This window comes from Hydrogenophaga flava NBRC 102514, assembly GCF_001571145.1.
Taxonomy (GTDB): Bacteria; Pseudomonadota; Gammaproteobacteria; order Burkholderiales; family Burkholderiaceae_C; genus Hydrogenophaga; species Hydrogenophaga flava.
Genome location: NZ_BCTF01000002.1, coordinates 249,884 through 266,065, shown reverse-complemented (window position 1 = coordinate 266,065; position 16,182 = coordinate 249,884). Strand labels below are relative to the sequence as shown.

Annotated in this window: 17 protein-coding genes; 6 read left to right on the top strand and 11 right to left on the bottom strand. The window is 67.4% G+C overall.

The genetic code is table 11. The features are described 5' to 3' along the window. The first annotated feature begins 15 nt into the window (after window positions 1–15). Together HFL01S_RS03030 and HFL01S_RS03025 are read left to right on the top strand one after the other, a co-directional pair. Complete coding sequence (locus HFL01S_RS03030) at window positions 16–465, top strand: DUF2069 domain-containing protein (RefSeq protein ID WP_066254460.1); 450 nt, start codon at window positions 16–18, stop codon at window positions 463–465. Continuing rightward, a complete protein-coding gene (locus HFL01S_RS03025; protein ID WP_066254457.1) occupies window positions 462–1,883 on the top strand; it encodes an FAD-binding oxidoreductase in 1,422 nt (473 codons plus the stop codon). Before HFL01S_RS03030 ends, HFL01S_RS03025 begins: the two co-directional genes overlap by 4 nt. Before the next feature lie 33 nt (window positions 1,884–1,916). On the opposite strand, the gene HFL01S_RS03020 is transcribed toward HFL01S_RS03025, so the two are convergent. Continuing rightward, complete coding sequence (locus HFL01S_RS03020; RefSeq protein WP_066254452.1) at window positions 1,917–2,546, bottom strand: glutathione S-transferase family protein; 630 nt, start codon at window positions 2,544–2,546, stop codon at window positions 1,917–1,919. A gap of 85 nt (window positions 2,547–2,631) precedes the next feature. On the opposite strand from HFL01S_RS03020, the gene HFL01S_RS03015 reads away from it, so the two are divergent. From HFL01S_RS03015 to HFL01S_RS03005, 3 genes are read left to right on the top strand one after another with little or no spacing between them, the layout of a single operon-like run. After that, complete coding sequence (locus HFL01S_RS03015) at window positions 2,632–3,486, top strand: thymidylate synthase (RefSeq protein WP_066254449.1); 855 nt, start codon at window positions 2,632–2,634, stop codon at window positions 3,484–3,486. 10 nt (window positions 3,487–3,496) lie between these two features. Beyond that, window positions 3,497–4,411: a DMT family transporter gene (locus tag HFL01S_RS03010; protein ID WP_084383062.1), complete on the top strand. Its 915-nt coding sequence runs from the start codon at window positions 3,497–3,499 to the stop codon at window positions 4,409–4,411. Further along, entirely contained in the window at window positions 4,404–4,916 is a 513-nt protein-coding gene (locus tag HFL01S_RS03005; protein WP_066254443.1) for a dihydrofolate reductase, read from the top strand. The genes HFL01S_RS03010 and HFL01S_RS03005 overlap by 8 nt, the downstream gene beginning before the upstream one ends. A 21-nt stretch (window positions 4,917–4,937) precedes the next feature. On the opposite strand, the gene HFL01S_RS03000 is transcribed toward HFL01S_RS03005, so the two are convergent. The 5 genes from HFL01S_RS03000 to HFL01S_RS02980 are packed head-to-tail and all read right to left on the bottom strand — an operon-like array spanning window position 4,938 to window position 9,236. Next, a complete protein-coding gene (locus HFL01S_RS03000; protein WP_066254440.1) occupies window positions 4,938–5,618 on the bottom strand; it encodes a tetratricopeptide repeat protein in 681 nt (226 codons plus the stop codon). 31 nt (window positions 5,619–5,649) lie between these two features. Next, window positions 5,650–6,471 (bottom strand): SDR family oxidoreductase, encoded by an 822-nt coding sequence (locus HFL01S_RS02995; protein WP_066254437.1) that lies wholly within the window; start codon window positions 6,469–6,471, stop codon window positions 5,650–5,652. After that, window positions 6,468–7,160 (bottom strand): iron-containing redox enzyme family protein, encoded by a 693-nt coding sequence (locus HFL01S_RS02990; RefSeq protein WP_066254431.1) that lies wholly within the window; start codon window positions 7,158–7,160, stop codon window positions 6,468–6,470. Before HFL01S_RS02990 ends, HFL01S_RS02995 begins: the two co-directional genes overlap by 4 nt. A 19-nt stretch (window positions 7,161–7,179) precedes the next feature. Continuing rightward, window positions 7,180–8,634 carry an AMP-binding protein gene (locus HFL01S_RS02985; RefSeq protein ID WP_066254428.1) on the bottom strand — a complete coding sequence of 485 codons (1,455 nt, stop codon included), beginning with the start codon at window positions 8,632–8,634 and terminating at the stop codon, window positions 7,180–7,182. Beyond that, the gene (locus tag HFL01S_RS02980; protein ID WP_084383061.1) at window positions 8,631–9,236 is read right to left on the bottom strand and encodes a thermostable hemolysin; all 606 of its coding nucleotides are present in this window, start codon (window positions 9,234–9,236) and stop codon (window positions 8,631–8,633) included. Before HFL01S_RS02980 ends, HFL01S_RS02985 begins: the two co-directional genes overlap by 4 nt. 175 nt (window positions 9,237–9,411) lie before the next feature. Between HFL01S_RS02980 and HFL01S_RS02975 the strand changes: the two genes are divergently transcribed. Continuing rightward, the gene (locus HFL01S_RS02975; RefSeq protein ID WP_066254666.1) at window positions 9,412–10,176 is read left to right on the top strand and encodes an exodeoxyribonuclease III; all 765 of its coding nucleotides are present in this window, start codon (window positions 9,412–9,414) and stop codon (window positions 10,174–10,176) included. Window positions 10,177–10,192: 16 nt separating this feature from the next. Here HFL01S_RS02975 and ntrC read toward each other — a convergent pair whose 3' ends face one another. From ntrC to HFL01S_RS02950, 5 genes are all read right to left on the bottom strand, one after another. Beyond that, the gene (gene ntrC / locus HFL01S_RS02970) at window positions 10,193–11,728 is read right to left on the bottom strand and encodes a nitrogen regulation protein NR(I) (RefSeq protein WP_066254423.1); all 1,536 of its coding nucleotides are present in this window, start codon (window positions 11,726–11,728) and stop codon (window positions 10,193–10,195) included. Between the two features lie 38 nt (window positions 11,729–11,766). Next, on the bottom strand, window positions 11,767–12,855 hold the full coding sequence (glnL, locus tag HFL01S_RS02965; RefSeq protein WP_066254421.1) for a nitrogen regulation protein NR(II): 1,089 nt from the start codon (window positions 12,853–12,855) through the stop codon (window positions 11,767–11,769). A 53-nt stretch (window positions 12,856–12,908) separates the two neighbouring features. Continuing rightward, a complete protein-coding gene (locus tag HFL01S_RS02960; protein WP_369407710.1) occupies window positions 12,909–13,505 on the bottom strand; it encodes a hypothetical protein in 597 nt (198 codons plus the stop codon). Between the two features lie 180 nt (window positions 13,506–13,685). Then, window positions 13,686–15,101 carry a type I glutamate--ammonia ligase gene (glnA, locus tag HFL01S_RS02955; RefSeq protein ID WP_066254417.1) on the bottom strand — a complete coding sequence of 472 codons (1,416 nt, stop codon included), beginning with the start codon at window positions 15,099–15,101 and terminating at the stop codon, window positions 13,686–13,688. Window positions 15,102–15,349: 248 nt separating this feature from the next. Continuing rightward, entirely contained in the window at window positions 15,350–16,180 is an 831-nt protein-coding gene (locus HFL01S_RS02950; protein ID WP_066254414.1) for a competence/damage-inducible protein A, read from the bottom strand. Window positions 16,181–16,182 lie beyond the last annotated feature (2 nt).

The window sequence follows — 16,182 nt, the reverse complement described above, 5'->3', positions numbered from 1 at the left end:
TCCCCCGCGACCGCCATGGCCCCGGTTCCCGCGGGCGTGGCCCGCTCCCGCCAGCTCGCAGTCGGCAGCCTGGTGGCGCTGATCGCGCTGTGCCTGGCCTGGGAACTCTGGCTGGCACCGCTGCGGCCCGGCGGCTCCTGGCTGGTGCTCAAGGTGCTGCCGCTGACCTTGCCGCTGGCGGGTCTGCTCAAGAACCGCATGTACACCTACCGCTGGCTCAGCCTGCTGGTCTGGCTGTACGCGGCCGAAGGCGCAGTGCGTCTGACCAGCGACCAGAACCCCCTCTCGGCCCTGCTTGCCGGCATCGAGCTGCTGCTGTGTGTGGTGCTCTTCGTGGCCTGCACCTGGCACATCCGCACCCGGCTGCGCGCCGCGGGCAAGGAGGCCATCGCGGCCGACGCCGCCCGCCGGGCCGCCGAGGCCGGCTTTGCCGCCGACCCGGTTCCGCCGTCGAGGAAGCCATGAACGAACTGATCACCACCCTGCGCAGCATCGTCGGCCACGCCCAGGTGCTGACACACGACGACCCGGGCACCGACCTCTCGGCCTGGGAACAGGACTGGCGCAAGCGCTCGCACGGCCGCGCCCTCGCGGTGGTGCGCCCCGGCCACACGGCCGAGGTGGCGGCGGTGGTGAAGGCCTGCGCCGCGGCGGGCGCGAGCATCGTGCCCCAGGGCGGCAACACCGGCCTGGTGGTCGGCTCGGTGCCCGATGGCAGCGGCACCCAGGTGGTGCTCAGCCTGAACCGTATGAACGCCGTGCGCGCCATCGACGGCGACAACCTCACGATGACGGTCGAGGCCGGCTGCGTGCTGCAGGTGCTGCAGGACACCGCCGAGAAGGCCGGCTACCTGTTCCCGCTCTCGCTGGCGGCCGAGGGCAGCTGCACCATCGGCGGCAACCTGGCCACCAACGCCGGCGGCACCCAGGTGGTGCGCTACGGCAATGCGCGCGAGCTGTGCCTGGGCCTGGAGGTGGTGACGGCGCAGGGCGAGGTCTGGAATGGTCTCTCGGGCCTGCGCAAGGACAACACCGGCTACGACCTGCGCGACCTCTTTGTCGGCAGCGAAGGCACGCTGGGCGTGATCACCGCCGCCACCATGAAGCTCTACCCGCTGCCGGCCGCGCAGCTCACCGCCTGGGCCGCCGTTCCCTCGCTGGAGGCGGCGGTGCAGCTGCTGGGCCTGGCGCACCGGCACCTGGGCGCGGGTCTGACCGGCTTCGAAGTCATGGGCCAGTTCGCCCTTTCACTGGTGGCGAAACACTTTGCGCAGCAGCGCGTGCCGCTGTGGGCCGATCACCCCTACTGCGTTCTGCTGGAAAACAGCGACAGCGAGTCCGAAGACCACGCGCGCGGCCAGTTCGAGCGGCTGCTGGAGACCGCCTTTGAGAACGGCGTGGTCAGCGACGCGGTGGTGGCGGAGAGCCTGTCGCAGGCCCACGCCCTGTGGCACATCCGCGAAAGCATTCCGCTGGCACAGGCCGAAGAGGGCCTGAACATCAAGCACGACATCAGCATCCCGGTGTCGAAGATTCCCACCTTCTGCGCCGAGACCGACGCGCTGCTGCAGCGCGAGATACCCGGCGTGCGCCTGGTGAACTTCGGCCACCTTGGCGACGGCAACCTGCACTACAACGTGCAGGCGCCCGAGGGCGGCGACCCGGCCACCTTCCTGCGCGAGAAGGAGGAGCGGGTCAACCACCTGGTGTTCGACCAGGTCGCGCGCTTCGAGGGCTCGATCAGCGCCGAACACGGCGTCGGCAGCCTCAAGGTCGACAAGCTGCCGGACTACAAGGACCCTGTGGCGCTGGCGCTGATGCGCTTGATCAAACAGGCGCTGGACCCGCAGAACATCCTCAACCCCGGCCGGGTGCTGCGCTGATCGGTCGGCACCTGCACGCCAGTCCAGGCGGGGTCAGCCCGCGGGCTGCGCCTTGAGTCGTTCTTCGTTGAGGCGGTCGGCACGCTGTGCCGCCGGGCGCCCGCCCAACCGTTTCACATAGTCGGCAAACACGGGGCGCTTCTCAATGGTTCCGAACATCAGGCCCCAGGTCAGGCTCGACCCCAGGTAGACGTCGGCCGCGGTGAAACGCTCACCGCAGATGAACGGCCCGGGCCGCAGGGCGGTCTCCAGCGCGTCCAGCGTGTCGCCATAGCTTCCAAAGCCCGCCATGCGCTCACGCCCGGGCGGCACCTGCCAGCCCATCGCCCTGGCCGTCATCGCCTGTTCCAGCGGCCCCGCAGCGAAAAACAGCCAGCGCAGCCAGGTGCCGCGCATCGGGTCGCCCGGCGGGGGCGCCAGACCGGACTCTGGAAAGGCATCGGCCAGGTAAGTGCAGATTGCGGCGGCTTCGGTCACCACCACATCACCGTGCCGCAGGGCGGGCACCTTGCCCATCGGGTTGACCGCACGGTACTCGGCAGACTTCATATCGGGCCCGTAGTCGAGCCAGACCGTGCGGTAGGGCTGCCCCACCTCTTCCATCATCCAGTGTGCGATGCGGCCCCGGGACTGGGGGTTGGTGTAGAAGACCAGCTCGCTCATGGCATTCCTCATGTGGTCGGTGGTGGCGAAGGGCGATCCTAGCCGCTGCCCTCTGGGGCCACAACCGTGCAGGCAAAATGGGGGGATGACCGCCCCGACCACCCGCCCCGTCCGCTCCCAGTACGAAGATTTCATGCGCCATGTCTATGAGCATGGCGTGCAGAAAGGCGACCGCACCGGCACCGGCACGCGCAGCGTGTTCGGCCACCAGATGCGCTTCGACCTGAACGAGGGCTTTCCGCTGGTGACGACCAAGAAGGTCTTCCTCAAGGCCATCATCATCGAGCTGCTGTGGTTCCTGCGCGGCGATTCCAACGTGAAGTGGCTGCAGGAGCGCGGCTGCACCATCTGGGACGAATGGGCGCGCGAAGACGGCGAACTCGGCCCGGTCTACGGCGTGCAGTGGCGCAACTGGCCCAAGCCCAATCCCGACGGTTCTCGCGGGCACATCGACCAGATCAGCGAAGTCGTCAAACATCTTAAGACCAACCCCGACAGCCGCCGCATCATCGTCAGCGCCTGGAACGTGGCCGACCTGGACCAGATGGCGCTCATGCCCTGCCACGCCTTCTTCCAGTTCTACGTGGCCCCGGCCACCGAACCGGGTGGCCGCGGCAAGCTCAGCTGCCAGCTGTACCAGCGCAGCGCCGACATCTTCCTGGGCGTGCCGTTCAACATCGCCAGCTACGCGCTGCTGACCCACATGCTGGCGCAGCAATGCGACCTGGACGTGGGTGACTTCATCTGGACCGGCGGCGACTGCCACATCTACAGCAACCACCACGAACAGGTGGAGCTGCAGCTCAGCCGCCAGCCCTTCGCCTACCCGACGCTGAACATCAGGCGCAAGCCGGCCTCGATCTTCGACTACGAATACGAGGACTTCGAGGTGGTCGGCTACGAGTGCCACCCGGCCATCAAGGCGCCCGTCGCAGTCTGACCATCTTTCTGTGATCTCGCGCCGCCAGCTCTGGGCGCTGCTGGCCCTCACGCTCATGTGGGGGGTCAACTGGCCCATGATGAAGCTCTCGCTGCAGCAGCTCTCGCCGCTGTACTTCCGCGCCAGCACCATGCTGCTGGGCGCGGCCTGGCTGTTCGCCTACGTGGCGTCCAAAGGGGAGCGCATGCGGCCCGCCGGCAAGGAATGGCTGACCATCGCCTGGCTGGGGTTGCCGAACGTGCTGGGCTGGCACACGCTCTCCATCTTCGGTGTGCAGGAACTGGCTTCGGGCCGCGCCGCCATCCTGGGCTTCACCATGCCCATCTTCACCGTGCTGATCGGTGCCGCCTTCTTCGGCGAGCGCATCACGCCGCGCGTGCGGCTGGCGGTGGTGTGCGTGAGCCTGGCCATCGGCCTGCTGCTGTGGCACGAGCTGCAGCGCCTCTCGGGCCGGCCCGCGGGTGTGGCCTGGATGCTGGGCGCCGCGGCCTGCTGGGCGCTGGGCACTTTGATGTTTCGCCGCGCCCACCTCACGCTCTCGCCGCTGGTGGTCACGGTCTGGATGCTGCTGCTGGGCAGCGGCGTGGTCTGGGCCCTGGCGCTGTCGCTGGAACCGCTGCCACAGCCCGCCAGCTTCACGCCGATGATGTGGATCAGTCTCGCTTACGGCGTGCTGATCAACTACGGCTTCGCGCAGCTGATCTGGTTCGGCATGGCGCGCGACCTGCCGCCGGCCACCAGCGCCATGAGCGTGATGGCGATCCCGCTGGTGGGCACGCTCAGCGCCACCTTCATCACCGGCGAGGTGCCGCACTGGCAGGACTGGCTGGCGATGGTGTTCGTGATGGTGGCGATCGCCAGCGTGCTGCTGCCCGCCGGCATGCTCAAGCGGCGGGCGGGCGCGGCACAATCGCCTGATGCCTGAGACCACCGCCCCCGCTTCGCTCCACCTCATCTATGCCCGCGCCGCCAACGGCGTGATCGGCAAGGACAACCGGCTGCCCTGGCATCTGCCCGAGGACCTGGCGCACTTCAAGCGCACCACCCTGGGCTGCCCGGTCATCATGGGCCGCAAGACCTGGGACTCGCTGCCGCCGAAGTTCCGCCCCCTGCCCGGCCGGCTGAACATCGTGGTGACGCGGGACACGGATTTCGTCGCCGAGGGCGCGAGCGTGGCGCACTCACTGGAAGCCGCGCACGGGCTCTGCCCTGCCGGCGGCACCGCCTGGGTGATCGGTGGCGCGCAGATCTATGCGCAGGCCCTGCCGCTGGCCACCGAGGTGGTGGTGACCGAGATCGCGCGGGACTTCGAAGGCGATGCCTTCGCGCCCGTGCTGGGTGGCGAGTGGCGCGAGGTCGCGCGGGACGAGCAGGTCAGCGCCAGCGGCCTGCCCTTGGCCTTCGTCACCTACCGGCGCGCGAACGCCTGAGCGTCCGCCGCCCGTCGGACGTCACTTCGACTTGATCTTTTCCATCAGCTCGCGCGCCTCGGCGCGGCGGCCTTCGTCGGCGATCTGGCGGCCGGCGCGGGGCGCGGCCTGCATCACCTTCTCCAGGTGGGCCACGGCCTTCTGCGGTTCGCCGGTCTCCACCAGGTAGTCGGCGAAGAAGTAGTTGGCGTCGATGCCCTTGGGGTTGATCGTCAGCGCCTTCTGCAGCAGGTCTCGGGCCTTGTCCTTGTCGCCGAAGGCGATGGGCCAGCCGGGCACCTTGTAGTACAGCACGCCCAGGCTGTTGTAGGCCGAACCGTCGAGCGTGTTGCCGTCGATCTGGATCGCCTGCTCATACAGCACCTTGGCCTGCTTGACCAGGCCGAGCGCGCCCAGGCCGCCCTTGGCGCCGCCCCAGGAGCTGAGGATGATGCCTTCCCAGACCAGGGGTTCGGGGCGGCCCGCAAAGCTCTCGCTGATCTTGTGGGCGCGCGCGGCCAGGGCCTCGAACTTCTTCTCCTTTTCGGCCGCAGGCGTCTTGTAGTTGATGACCTCCCAGGCCTGCTGCAGTTCGGTCACGGACTCTTCGACCGTGGCGGCCTGGGCCGCCGGCAGCAGGGACAGGCCGGCGAGCGCCAGCAGGGCAGAGGTCAGGTGGCGGCGCGAGAACGTGGTGAGGGTGTGGTTCGAAGAAAGGGACATGGCAATACCTCCGGAAGGGAACATCGGTGATTCAGGAACTCAGGACGGGCCGGACATCGCCGGTCGCCTGCAGGTGTCGGCTGTGGCGCTTGAAGCTGCCGTCCAGCAGCGCAGGCGCCAGGCCGTTGAGGCGCGCAGCGAACTTCTCGGGAAAGCCGACAAAGCGCTCCCCCGCCCCGCTCTCCAGCAGGGCCACCAGCTCGGCGGCCACCTGTTCGGGGCGGTCGCTGGCGGTGCCAGTGGCGCGGTTGTAGGCCTCCACGGCCTCGCTGTTGAAGGCGGTTTTCGTGGCGCGCGGGCCCAGGTACTGAGCCGTCACGGGCGTCTCGGCCAGCTCGCGGCGCAGCGCCTGCGCAAAGCCGCGCAGACCGAACTTGCTCGCGCTGTAGACGCTGTAGCCAGGCAGGCCAATGGCCCCCAGCGCCGAGCCGACGCACATCACCTGTGATGCCGGCTGGGCCAGCAGGTGCGGCAGCAGGCAGCGCGTGAGCAACATGGGCGCCAGCAGGTTGGTCTGCAGCGCCGCCGTGATCTGCTCGGGGGTTTGGTCCTGCAGCCGTCCGAACGAGGGCAGCCCGGCGTTGTGCACCAGCACGTTGCAGCCCCAGACCGCCGCCTGCGCGGACAGGCTGTCCAGATCTTTCGGCTGCGTCAGGTCCGCCACCCGGCAGGCCACCCGCGCGGGATTGGCGCCGGTGCTGCGTCCGAGCTGGCTCGCCAGCTCTTCCAGGCGGGACGCCGAGCGCCCCACCAGCATCACCGCCGCGCCGGACTTGAGCAGCGCCTCGGCACTGGCGGCACCGATGCCACCGGCCGCGCCGGTGATCACCACACGCGCGTTCGCGGCCTTCATGCGGCCACCGCCTCGCGCGCGGGCTGTGCCGACGCCAATTGCGGCAGCGGCAGGCCGCGGAACACGTCGCCGTAGAGCCGGAAGAACGCCTTCGCGCTGTGCACGATGTCGGCCTGGTCCTGCGGGTCGCTGATCTGGTCCATCAGCAGCTGGAAGTGGGCCGTGTGCTCCTGGTCCAGCGTACCGTGCGAGCGCAGGTAGCTGAAGGCCGAGTCCGGCAGGTTCAGCGGCTTCTGGATGTTGTCGGCCGCCAGCAGGGCCAGCGAGACGCTGGTGCCTTCGAGCACGTGCACCATGCCGAAGAAGCCCAGCGGGTTGCCGCGCTGGATGGTGTCGTAGGCGTAGGCCACCATGACTTCGGCGGCGTGGCCGGGACGGCCGTGGCGCACCGCCTCGGCGTCGCCGCCGCAGGCGCGGATGTCGTCCAGGATCCACTCCTCGTGGCCCTTCTCCTCTTCCACATATTCGTCCAGTGCGGGCTTCAGCCATGCGTGGTGCGCGGGCAGCGCGGCCTGGCAGGCCTGCAGCAGCGGCACGGTGTGCTTGACGTGGTGGTAGGCCTCGGTGAGGAAGGCGATGTAGCTGGGCAGCGAGACTTCGCCGCGCAGGCAGCCCTGGATGATGGGCGCGGAGAGCAGACCCATGCGGGCCTGTTCGGTCTGTTGCAGCAGTTGGGCGTGAAAGGACATGAGGACTCCAGAGAAACGCTCAGGCGGTCACCGCGTCGTGGGCGGTGAGACCGAGCAAAGAGGCATGAAGGGTCAGGATGGCGTCGCGGCGTGGCCGGCCGTTGGCGGTGGCCATGCCGCTGCCGGCGGTGAACGGCGCCTGCGCCCGCACCCAGCGGGCCACGCGGGCGTAGTCGGGCAGCGAGGCGTTGGCGGCGTCGACCTCGGCCTGGATCGCCGAATCGGGCAGCGCATCGTTCACCGGCCAGACCACGGCACTGAGGGCCGGCTCGCCGTCGCCCAGCACCACCGCCTGCGCAATGGTGCGGCCGCTGCGCAGCGCGGTCTCGACCCACTCGGGCGAGACATTGCGGCCGAAGGAGGTGATCAGCACGTGTTTGATGCGCCCACGCACGTGCACGAAGCCGTCGGCATCGATCTCGCCCAGGTCGCCGGTGGGCCACCAGTCGCCTTGCAGCGGTGGCTGGCCCAGGTAACCGAGCATCAGGCCGCCGGCCACCTCGATCTCGCCCCGGTCGCTGATGCGCACCCGGGCATGGGGCAGCGCGCGTCCGGCGCTGCCGGGCCGGTCGGCGCCCGGCAGGTTGAGCGTCTGCACCGAAGAACCTTCGGACAGGCCGTAGCCCTCGTGCGCCGGAATGCCCAGCTGGCGCGCGGCGTGCAGCAGCGGCGCGCCCACAGCGGCCCCACCGACAGCGACCATGCGCAAGCCCTGCGGTGCCCGGCGGCCCTGCCCGGCCAGCCAGCCGGCCCACGCGCGCAGCATCTGCGGCAGCAGGATCAGGCTGTGCGGCTGATAGCGCTCCACCGCCGCGTTGAACACGGCGGGATCAAAAGACGACGAACCACTCAGCCCCAGTTCGGCCAGCGGCGGCACCAGGCACTCGGCACCACGTGCCAGCGGTGCCATCACACCGGCCACGTTCTCCAGCAGCACCGCCAGCGGCAGCGCACACAGGTGGCGGCGGATGTCCAGCGGCTCCAGTGCCTGCACCAGCGCGTCGCGCACCCGGTGCAGGCCCGCGGCACCGAGGCACACGCCCTTGGGCATGCCGGTGGTGCCGGAGGTGAAGGTCAGCTTGGCCGTGCCGGGCGGCATAGGCAGGCCCTGCGCCAGCAGGCGCACCGCGCACACCGGTTCGCCGGCCACGACCCAGTGCTTGCTCTGGGCCTGCGGCCAGCGCGCGGCCAGGGGTTCGATGGTGAGCAGCGTGTCGACGCCCGCCGCCTGCAGCGCGTGCGCGGTCTGCTCGGGCGTGAAAAACAGCGGCAGCGGCACGTGCACCACGCCCGCGTCCTCAGCGGCCAGGTCGGCCACCACCCAGGGCATGCCGTTGTCCAGCAGCGTGGCCAGCACCCGGGTGCCGGCGTGCTTCAGCCGCGCGGCCAGGGCCGCCACTTCGGTGCTCAGCTCGTCGCGGGTCAGGCCGGCTCGGCCGTTGCCCAGCGCGATCAAGGTGTCGCGCGCCGTCATGCGTCCAGCCCCCTGGCCTGGCGGCGCTGCAGCCAGCGCAGCGCCGGCTGCATCTGCCCCGCCAGCACCACCGGGTGGTGTTCGTAGTAGCTGCCCCATTCGCCCGCCTGCTCGCCCAGCGCCGTGGCGTCCGCCCGGCCCAGGGCCAGCGGCGTGATGCCCATGCGCACGAACAGGTGGCGCAGTTCTTCGGTCAGCGTGCTGACCACCCACTGCGTGTTCTGCGCGGCCAGGTGGTGGGCCAGCCGCACGATCAGTCGGCGGCCTTCACCGGCGCGTTCGGACGCCAGATGTCCCACCTCAACGATGCCTGCACGGGCGACAGCGGGCTGACCCGGCTCGGCAAGGCACTGCTCGATGGGTCGGTCCAGGTAACGCTCCAGAAACAGGGCCCCCTGGTCGGCAAAGCGGTAGCCGGCTGCGGCCACGATGTCGCCGCTGTCGGGGTCGCGCAGGCACACCAGTTCGGGGGCGAAGCGCTGCACGCGTGCACCAAACCGGCGCGCAAACACCCGCTGGATAAAGCGCTCAACGGCTTCGCGCCCTGGATCGGACTCTGTACACACACACAGCGAAGTCGGCAGGTTCGCCGGGGGGAACATGGGGGCACATGGTCCACCCGTGGTGGCAATGGCCAGAGACATCGTGCTTCCTTTTCCAGCCGGTTCGGCCAGACACGGACGCATGGTCTGCGGACCAGATTAAGGGAGTCTTATGCGAAACGTAATATTGGCCCCACTCCCTAGAATGCAGCTCTTTGAACGCCGCGGACACGCCATGCAACTTGCGACCTGGAACGTCAACTCCCTCAACGTGCGCCTGCCCCAGGTGCTGGCATGGCTGGCCGCCAACCCGGTCGACGTGCTCGCCCTGCAGGAACTCAAGCTCACCGACGACAAGTTCCCGGTGCAGGCCTTCACCGACGCCGGCTACCACGCGCAGTGGTTCGGACAGAAGACCTACAACGGCGTGGCGCTGCTGAGCAAGACACCCGCCGCCGACGTCATCAAAAACATTCCGGATTTCAACGACGAACAGTCGCGCGTGCTGTGCGCCACCATCGACGGCGTGCGTGTGATCGGCGCCTACTTCCCGAATGGCCAGGAGCCGGGCAGCGACAAGTTCGCATACAAGATGCGCTGGCTCGACGCGATGCGCGAGTGGGTCCGGGCTGAGCTGCAACAGCATCCGCAGCTGGTGCTCATGGGCGACTACAACATCACCTTCGACGACGCCGACGTGTGGGACCCGGTGGGTCTGCGCGAGACCATCCACTGCACGACCGAAGAACGCTCCCAGCTGCAGGGCCTGATCGGCCTCGGACTGCACGACGCCCATCGGCTGTTCGAGCACCCGCCCAAGACCTTCAGCTGGTGGGACTACCGCATGCTGGGTTTCCAGAAGAACCGCGGCCTGCGCATCGACCACATACTGATCAGCGACGCGCTGAAGGCCCGCACCACCGCCTGCGAGATCGACCGCGCACCCCGCAAGAACCCGCAACCCAGCGACCACGCGCCGGTGGTGCTGACCCTGAACTGAGTCAGCGCCGCAGGGGTCATTCCAGATTCAATTCCTGGATCTTGCGGGTAATGGTGTTGCGACCGATGCCCAGCTTGTGGGCGGCCTCGATGCGGCGCCCCCGTGTGTTGGCCAGCGCGGTCAGGATCAGGCCGGTTTCGAAGCGGCGCGTGAGCACGTCCCAGACATCGGTGCGACCGGCCTCCAGGAGCGAGCGGGCTTCGGCCTGAAGACCCAGCTCCCAGGCCGCCGCAGGCGCCGGCACGGCGGGCACGCCCGAGGCCGTGACGGCTGGCACCTCGGGTGCCGGAACCCACTCCGCTGACGGCACCTGCAGCGCGGGCGCAGCCGGGGCGACCGCCACCGGCTCGGCAAAGGCAGGAAGCTCGGGCGGCACCACATCGCCGACCGCGGACAGCACCTCGGGCGGCAGGTCCTTCACCTCAATCATCTGGGCCGGCGCCATCACGGTCAGCCAATGGCAGACGTTTTCCAACTGCCGCACGTTGCCCGGAAAGTCGAAACCGCTGAGCAGCCGCAGGGCGGCGTCGGAAATCCGCTTGGGCTCCACACCCAGCTGCTTGGCGCTTTGCTGCAGGAAAAAGCGCGTGAGCATCGGTACGTCCTCGCGGCGCTCGCGCAGCGCGGGCAGGCGCAGGCGGATCACGTTGAGGCGGTGGAACAGGTCCTCGCGGAACACGCCTTCCTTGACGCGCTGCTCCAGGTTCTGGTGGGTCGCGGCGATCACCCGCACGTTGGCCTTGACAGCGCTGTGCCCACCGACGCGGTAGAAGTGCCCGTCGGACAACACGCGCAGCAGGCGTGTCTGCAGGTCGAACGGCATGTCGCCGATTTCGTCCAGGAACAGCGTGCCGCCCTCGGCCTGCTCGAAGCGGCCACGCCGCATGGTCTGCGCGCCGGTAAAGGCCCCGCGCTCGTGACCGAACAGCTCGGACTCCAGCAGGTCCTTCGGAATCGCCGCGGTGTTGATCGCGACGAACGGACCACCGCCGCGCGGCGAATGCTTGTGCAGCGCGCGCGCCACCAGCTCCTTGCCCGAGCCCGACTCGCCCGTGATCAGCACGGTCACGTTGCTCTGCGACAGCCGCCCGATGGCGCGGAACACGTCCTGCATCGCCGGCGCCTGGCCCAGCATCTCGGGCGCCGCCGTCAGAGACTCCTGCGCCACTTCCTCACGCTGGCTCTCTTCGACCGCGCGGTGGATGAGTTCCAGCGCCTTGGGCAGATCGAAGGGCTTGGGCAGGTATTCGAACGCACCGCCCTGGAAGGCAGACACCGCGCTGTCCAGGTCGGAGAAGGCGGTCATGATGATGACGGGCAGCCCGGGCAGCTTTTCCTTGACCTTCTCCAGCAGGTCCAGACCGGAGCCGCCCGGCATGCGGATGTCGCTCACGAGAATCTGCGGCCCTTCGCTCTCGGGCGTGTCGGCCAAAGCCTTGAGAACTTCCTGCGGATTGGTGAAGCTGCGAGTGGGCAGGCTCTCCCTCAACAGCGCCTTCTCCAGAACGAAGCGGATCGATTGGTCGTCATCCACTATCCAGATCGGCTTCATGTGTGCGTCTTCCCTTCCTCAGGCGAGGCGTTTCGGTTTCATGGCAACGGAATCAGCAATTTGAAATCCGTGTGGCCTGGCGCGCTCTCACACTCGATCAGTCCATGGTGCTGCTGCACGAAGGTTTGTGCCAGGGTCAGCCCCAGCCCCGAACCTCCCTCACGACCCGACACCAGCGGGAAGAAGATGCGGTCCTTGATCGCATCGGGCACGCCAGGCCCGTTGTCGATCACATGCAATTCCAGTGCCAGGCGGTAGCGCTGCTTGCCGAAGGTCACCTGCCGGCCCACGCGCGTGCGCAGGGTGATCTGCGCATCACCCGCCGCGATGCGCTCGGCAAGCGCCTGCGCCGCGTTGTGGGCGATGTTGAGCACTGCCTGGATCAGTTGTTCCTTGTCGCCGCGGAACTCGGGGATGGAGGTGTCGTAGTCGCGAACCACCTTCAGACCCCGGGGGAACTCGGCCACGATCAGCGAGCGCACACGTTCGCACACCTCGTGGATGTTCACGTCGCCCACCACATGAGGCCGGCGGTGCGGCGCCAGCAGGCGGTCCACCAGCGACTGCAGGCGGTCGGCCTCGTGGATGATGACCTGCGTGTACTCGGTCAGCTGCTTGTTGTCGAGCTCCAGCTCCAGCAACTGGGCTGCACCGCGAATCCCGCCCAGCGGGTTCTTGATTTCGTGGGCCAGGTTGCGGATCAGCTCCTTGTTCGCCTGGGCCTGGTCGATCAGCCGCTCTTCCCGTTCCTGCCGGGCCTGCTGCTCCAGAGGGAGCAGCTCGACAATGACCTCACCCGCCGTGTCGGTCTGCGCCACCACCACGTGAACCGGCAGCGGCTCGTGGGCCAGGCGCCGCAGCCAGGCGTCGTACCGCAAAGCGGCGAACTCGTTGACCGCGGCACCGCCGAGCGCGTTCTGGAGCAGTTGCGGTTCGGTGAAGCAGTCTTGCAGCAGCGTGCCCGTGATGCTGCGGCGGGACATGCCCAGGGCATCCTCGAGTGCCGCGTTGGCAAAGAGCACCTGCCCGTCGAGCGAGACCACAGCCACCAGCGTGGCCAGCAGATCAAGCGAATGGAATTTTCCGTGCGCCGAAGCCGCGCGCTGCGCAGCCTTGCCCGGCAGCATGGCCGCAGCGACACGGGACAGGGTGGGAGAAAGGTCCGGCTTTTTCAAGCCGATCATTTTGCGGCAGGTTCGGAGGGCCTGCTCGCACCCGGCATCGCAGGAGCAGGTCCCGCAGGGCCAGACGCCGCTGGTGGCGCCACCGGCGCACCACCCATACGGGCCAGTTCACGCCGCAGACCACTCACATCGGCCTCGGCCCGGCCCACCGACGCCTTGAGCTCGGCCACACGGTCGAGGTAGAGCTGATGGTTGCGCGACTCGATGCCCTCCTTCTCGGGCTGCCCGTTCGCATAGGCCTTCTGGGCCTGGGCCAGGCGCTCTTCGGCCTTTCTCAACTCCATCTCGAGGATCTGACGGGCGTCGCTGTCGCGCGCACGCTGTTCCGCGGAGTCGTTGCGAGGCGCGCTGCGGGGCGCCGCCGATGAGCTTGCGGGCCGCGGAGCTGCCTGCGGTGGCGGACCTTGAATGATGGTGATGTTGCCGCCCTCCATCAACTTGCAGCCCTGGGCCTTCGCCACCGTGGCGTTGTTGGTGTACTCATTGCCACAACGATAGATGCGCTCTTGCGCCACAGACGGCAGCGACCACACCGCGGCAATGGAAAGGATCAGGACGCGATGGGTTCTTCGGGCAACGTTCAGCTTCGACAACACGTGGGCTCCAGGCGCTGTGGGCGCATTGAGAATCAATTTTCAGTATGACCCAAAAACAGGCCGCATGGTATCCGCCATGACGGGATGCCCGCGCACTCGTCCGAACGGCCCAAAAAAAAGGACGGCCGGGCCGTCCTTTTTTATCTGCAGAGTGAGGCCCGGGCACCGGGCCCGTCATCACAGGCTGTAGTACATGTCGTACTCGACCGGGGCCACTTCGATGCGGCCGCGGTTGACTTCGCCCATCTTCAGTTCGATGTAGGCGTCCAGCATGGAGTCGGTGAACACACCACCCTTGGTCAGGAACGCGCGGTCCTTGTCCAGGTAATCCAGCGCCATGTCCAGGCTGTGGCAGACGGTCGGGACCAGCTTGTCCTCTTCCGGCGGCAGGTGGTAGAGGTCCTTGGTCGCGGCTTCGCCCGGGTGGATCTTGTTTTCCACGCCGTCCAGACCAGCCATCAGCAGTGCCGAGAAACCCAGGTACGGGTTCATCAGGGGATCGGGGAAGCGGGCTTCCACGCGACGGCCCTTCGGATTGGCCACGTACGGGATGCGGATCGAGGCTGAGCGGTTCTTGGCCGAGTAGGCCAGCTTCACCGGGGCTTCGAAATGGGGCACCAGACGCTTGTAGGAGTTCGTGCCAGGGTTGGTGATGGCGTTCAGGGCACGGGCGTGCTTGATGATGCCGCCGATGTAGTACAGCGCGAACTCGCTCAGGCCTGCGTAGCCGTCGCCAGCGAACAGGTTCTTGCCGTCCTTCCAGACCGACTGGTGGACGTGCATGCCGGAACCGTTGTCACCGGCGTAGGGCTTGGGCATGAAGGTGGCCGTCTTGCCATAGGCATTCGCCACGTTGTGGACCACGTACTTCTGCAGCACGGTCCAGTCGGCGCGCTGCACCAGGGTGCTGAAACGGGTGCCGATTTCGTTTTGACCTGCGCCGGCCACTTCGTGGTGGAACACTTCGACCGGAATGCCCAACGATTCGAGGATCAGGGCCATTTCGGCGCGCATGTCCTGCGTGCTGTCGACCGGGGGCACGGGGAAGTAGCCGCCCTTGACGGTGGGGCGGTGGCCGCGGTTCCCGCCCTCGAGCTTGGCACCCTTGTTCCAGGGCGCTTCGTACTCTTCGATCTCGTAGAAGGTGTGGCCGGGAGCAGTGCTCCAGCGCACGCCGTCGAACAGGAAGAACTCGGGTTCCGGTCCGAAGAAGGCGGTGTCGCCCAGGCCGGAGGACTTCAGGTAGGCCTCGGCGCGCTTGGCGATGGAGCGGGGATCGCGGTCGTAGGCCTTGCCATCGGTGGGCTCGATGACGTCGCAGGTGAGGATCAGCGTCGTCTCTTCGTAGAACGGGTCGATGTTGGCCGTGTTCGGATCGGGAATCAGCTGCATGTCAGAAGCTTCAATGCCCTTCCAGCCAGCGATCGACGAGCCATCGAATGCATGGCCGGAAACGAACTTGTCTTCATCGAAGTGGGACACGGGCACGGTGGTGTGCTGCTGCGCACCACGGGTGTCGGTGAAGCGGAAATCAACGAACTTGACTTCGTTGTCCTTCACCATTTGCATCACGTCTGCGACGGTCTTGGCCATCAAATACTCCTGTTGCTGTGTGAGTGGAAAACTGAATTTGACAAGGGCATGAAGCAGTTTCTGTGCCAAAGTTGTGCCGTCGGTTTGAATCAACGACGCGCCAAGCCCCAAGGCGGCGCAGATTATGGCGCAGCGCCCTGCACCAGCAGCCTGCAAAGCCCGAGCATCCAAGATGGTTGCAGAAAGCCCTGCCCGCCTCGCCTTTTTTTGGTGCAATCCGGAAAAATGCACCAAAACAGAGCTATCAACTACCGCACCAATTCAGGGCCTAGCTTCGCACCAAACCGCTCAAGCCCGTCAAGCAGCGACGCAAACGCCGGGGTTACGGCGTCTGGGGCACCCTTGACACCCAGCTCGATGTGCCGCCCGTAGTCCGGGTGGTCCACACTGGGCAGGCTGAACACCTTCACCGGGTGCTCGCGCTCGACGGCTTCCATGAGAGGCGTCAAGGTGGCCTCCATGGCGCCCATGACCACCACCGAGCGCTCCTGCCACGCGCCTTGCCGGTGCAGGTGGCGGTACGCCCCATCCAGGAGCGCTTCGATCATCGGCCAGGCCATCACGGGAAACCCCGGGACAAAGTGCACGGAACCACCGCCAGGCCCATCGCAACTGAACCCGGGGATTTTGTTGTACGGATTGGGAATGATCCGGGCGCCGACCGGAAACACACCCATGTTCAACCGGTGCACGTTGTCGGGCCTCGCCGGATCATGGATCTCTCCCTTTTCGACAGCCACGTCTCTCATCCTCTGCTCGATGAGCTCGCGGGCCTCGGGGTGGAGCGCAAGGTCCACCTTCAGTGCCACAGCCGCGCACTGGCGGGTGTGGTCGTCGGGCGTGGCCCCGATGCCGCCACAGCTGAACACGACATCGCTGCTGGCGAACGCGTCTCGCAACGCGTCGGTGATGCGCTCGCGGTCATCACCGATGAACCGTACCCACGCCAGCGAAAGACCCCTTTCTGCCAGCAGTTCGATCACCTTCGGCAGATGCTTGTCGGCTCGTTTGCCCGACAGGATCTCATCGCCAACAATGATCAGACCAAACGCCGGGAGGCTCTCTTTGCTTGTGTTCATGG

Coding starts and splice junctions, on each gene's coding strand:
- HFL01S_RS03030 (WP_066254460.1), top strand. CDS start 16: ATGGCCCCGGTTCCCGCGGGCGTGGCCCGCTCCCGCCAGCTCGCAGTC.
- HFL01S_RS03025 (WP_066254457.1), top strand. CDS start 462: ATGAACGAACTGATCACCACCCTGCGCAGCATCGTCGGCCACGCCCAG.
- HFL01S_RS03020 (WP_066254452.1), bottom strand. CDS start 2,546: ATGAGCGAGCTGGTCTTCTACACCAACCCCCAGTCCCGGGGCCGCATC.
- HFL01S_RS03015 (WP_066254449.1), top strand. CDS start 2,632: ATGACCGCCCCGACCACCCGCCCCGTCCGCTCCCAGTACGAAGATTTC.
- HFL01S_RS03005 (WP_066254443.1), top strand. CDS start 4,404: ATGCCTGAGACCACCGCCCCCGCTTCGCTCCACCTCATCTATGCCCGC.
- HFL01S_RS03000 (WP_066254440.1), bottom strand. CDS start 5,618: ATGTCCCTTTCTTCGAACCACACCCTCACCACGTTCTCGCGCCGCCAC.
- HFL01S_RS02995 (WP_066254437.1), bottom strand. CDS start 6,471: ATGAAGGCCGCGAACGCGCGTGTGGTGATCACCGGCGCGGCCGGTGGC.
- HFL01S_RS02990 (WP_066254431.1), bottom strand. CDS start 7,160: ATGTCCTTTCACGCCCAACTGCTGCAACAGACCGAACAGGCCCGCATG.
- HFL01S_RS02985 (WP_066254428.1), bottom strand. CDS start 8,634: ATGACGGCGCGCGACACCTTGATCGCGCTGGGCAACGGCCGAGCCGGC.
- HFL01S_RS02980 (WP_084383061.1), bottom strand. CDS start 9,236: ATGTTCCCCCCGGCGAACCTGCCGACTTCGCTGTGTGTGTGTACAGAG.
- HFL01S_RS02975 (WP_066254666.1), top strand. CDS start 9,412: ATGCAACTTGCGACCTGGAACGTCAACTCCCTCAACGTGCGCCTGCCC.
- ntrC (WP_066254423.1), bottom strand. CDS start 11,728: ATGAAGCCGATCTGGATAGTGGATGACGACCAATCGATCCGCTTCGTT.
- glnL (WP_066254421.1), bottom strand. CDS start 12,855: ATGCTGCCGGGCAAGGCTGCGCAGCGCGCGGCTTCGGCGCACGGAAAA.
- glnA (WP_066254417.1), bottom strand. CDS start 15,101: ATGGCCAAGACCGTCGCAGACGTGATGCAAATGGTGAAGGACAACGAA.
- HFL01S_RS02950 (WP_066254414.1), bottom strand. CDS start 16,180: ATGAACACAAGCAAAGAGAGCCTCCCGGCGTTTGGTCTGATCATTGTT.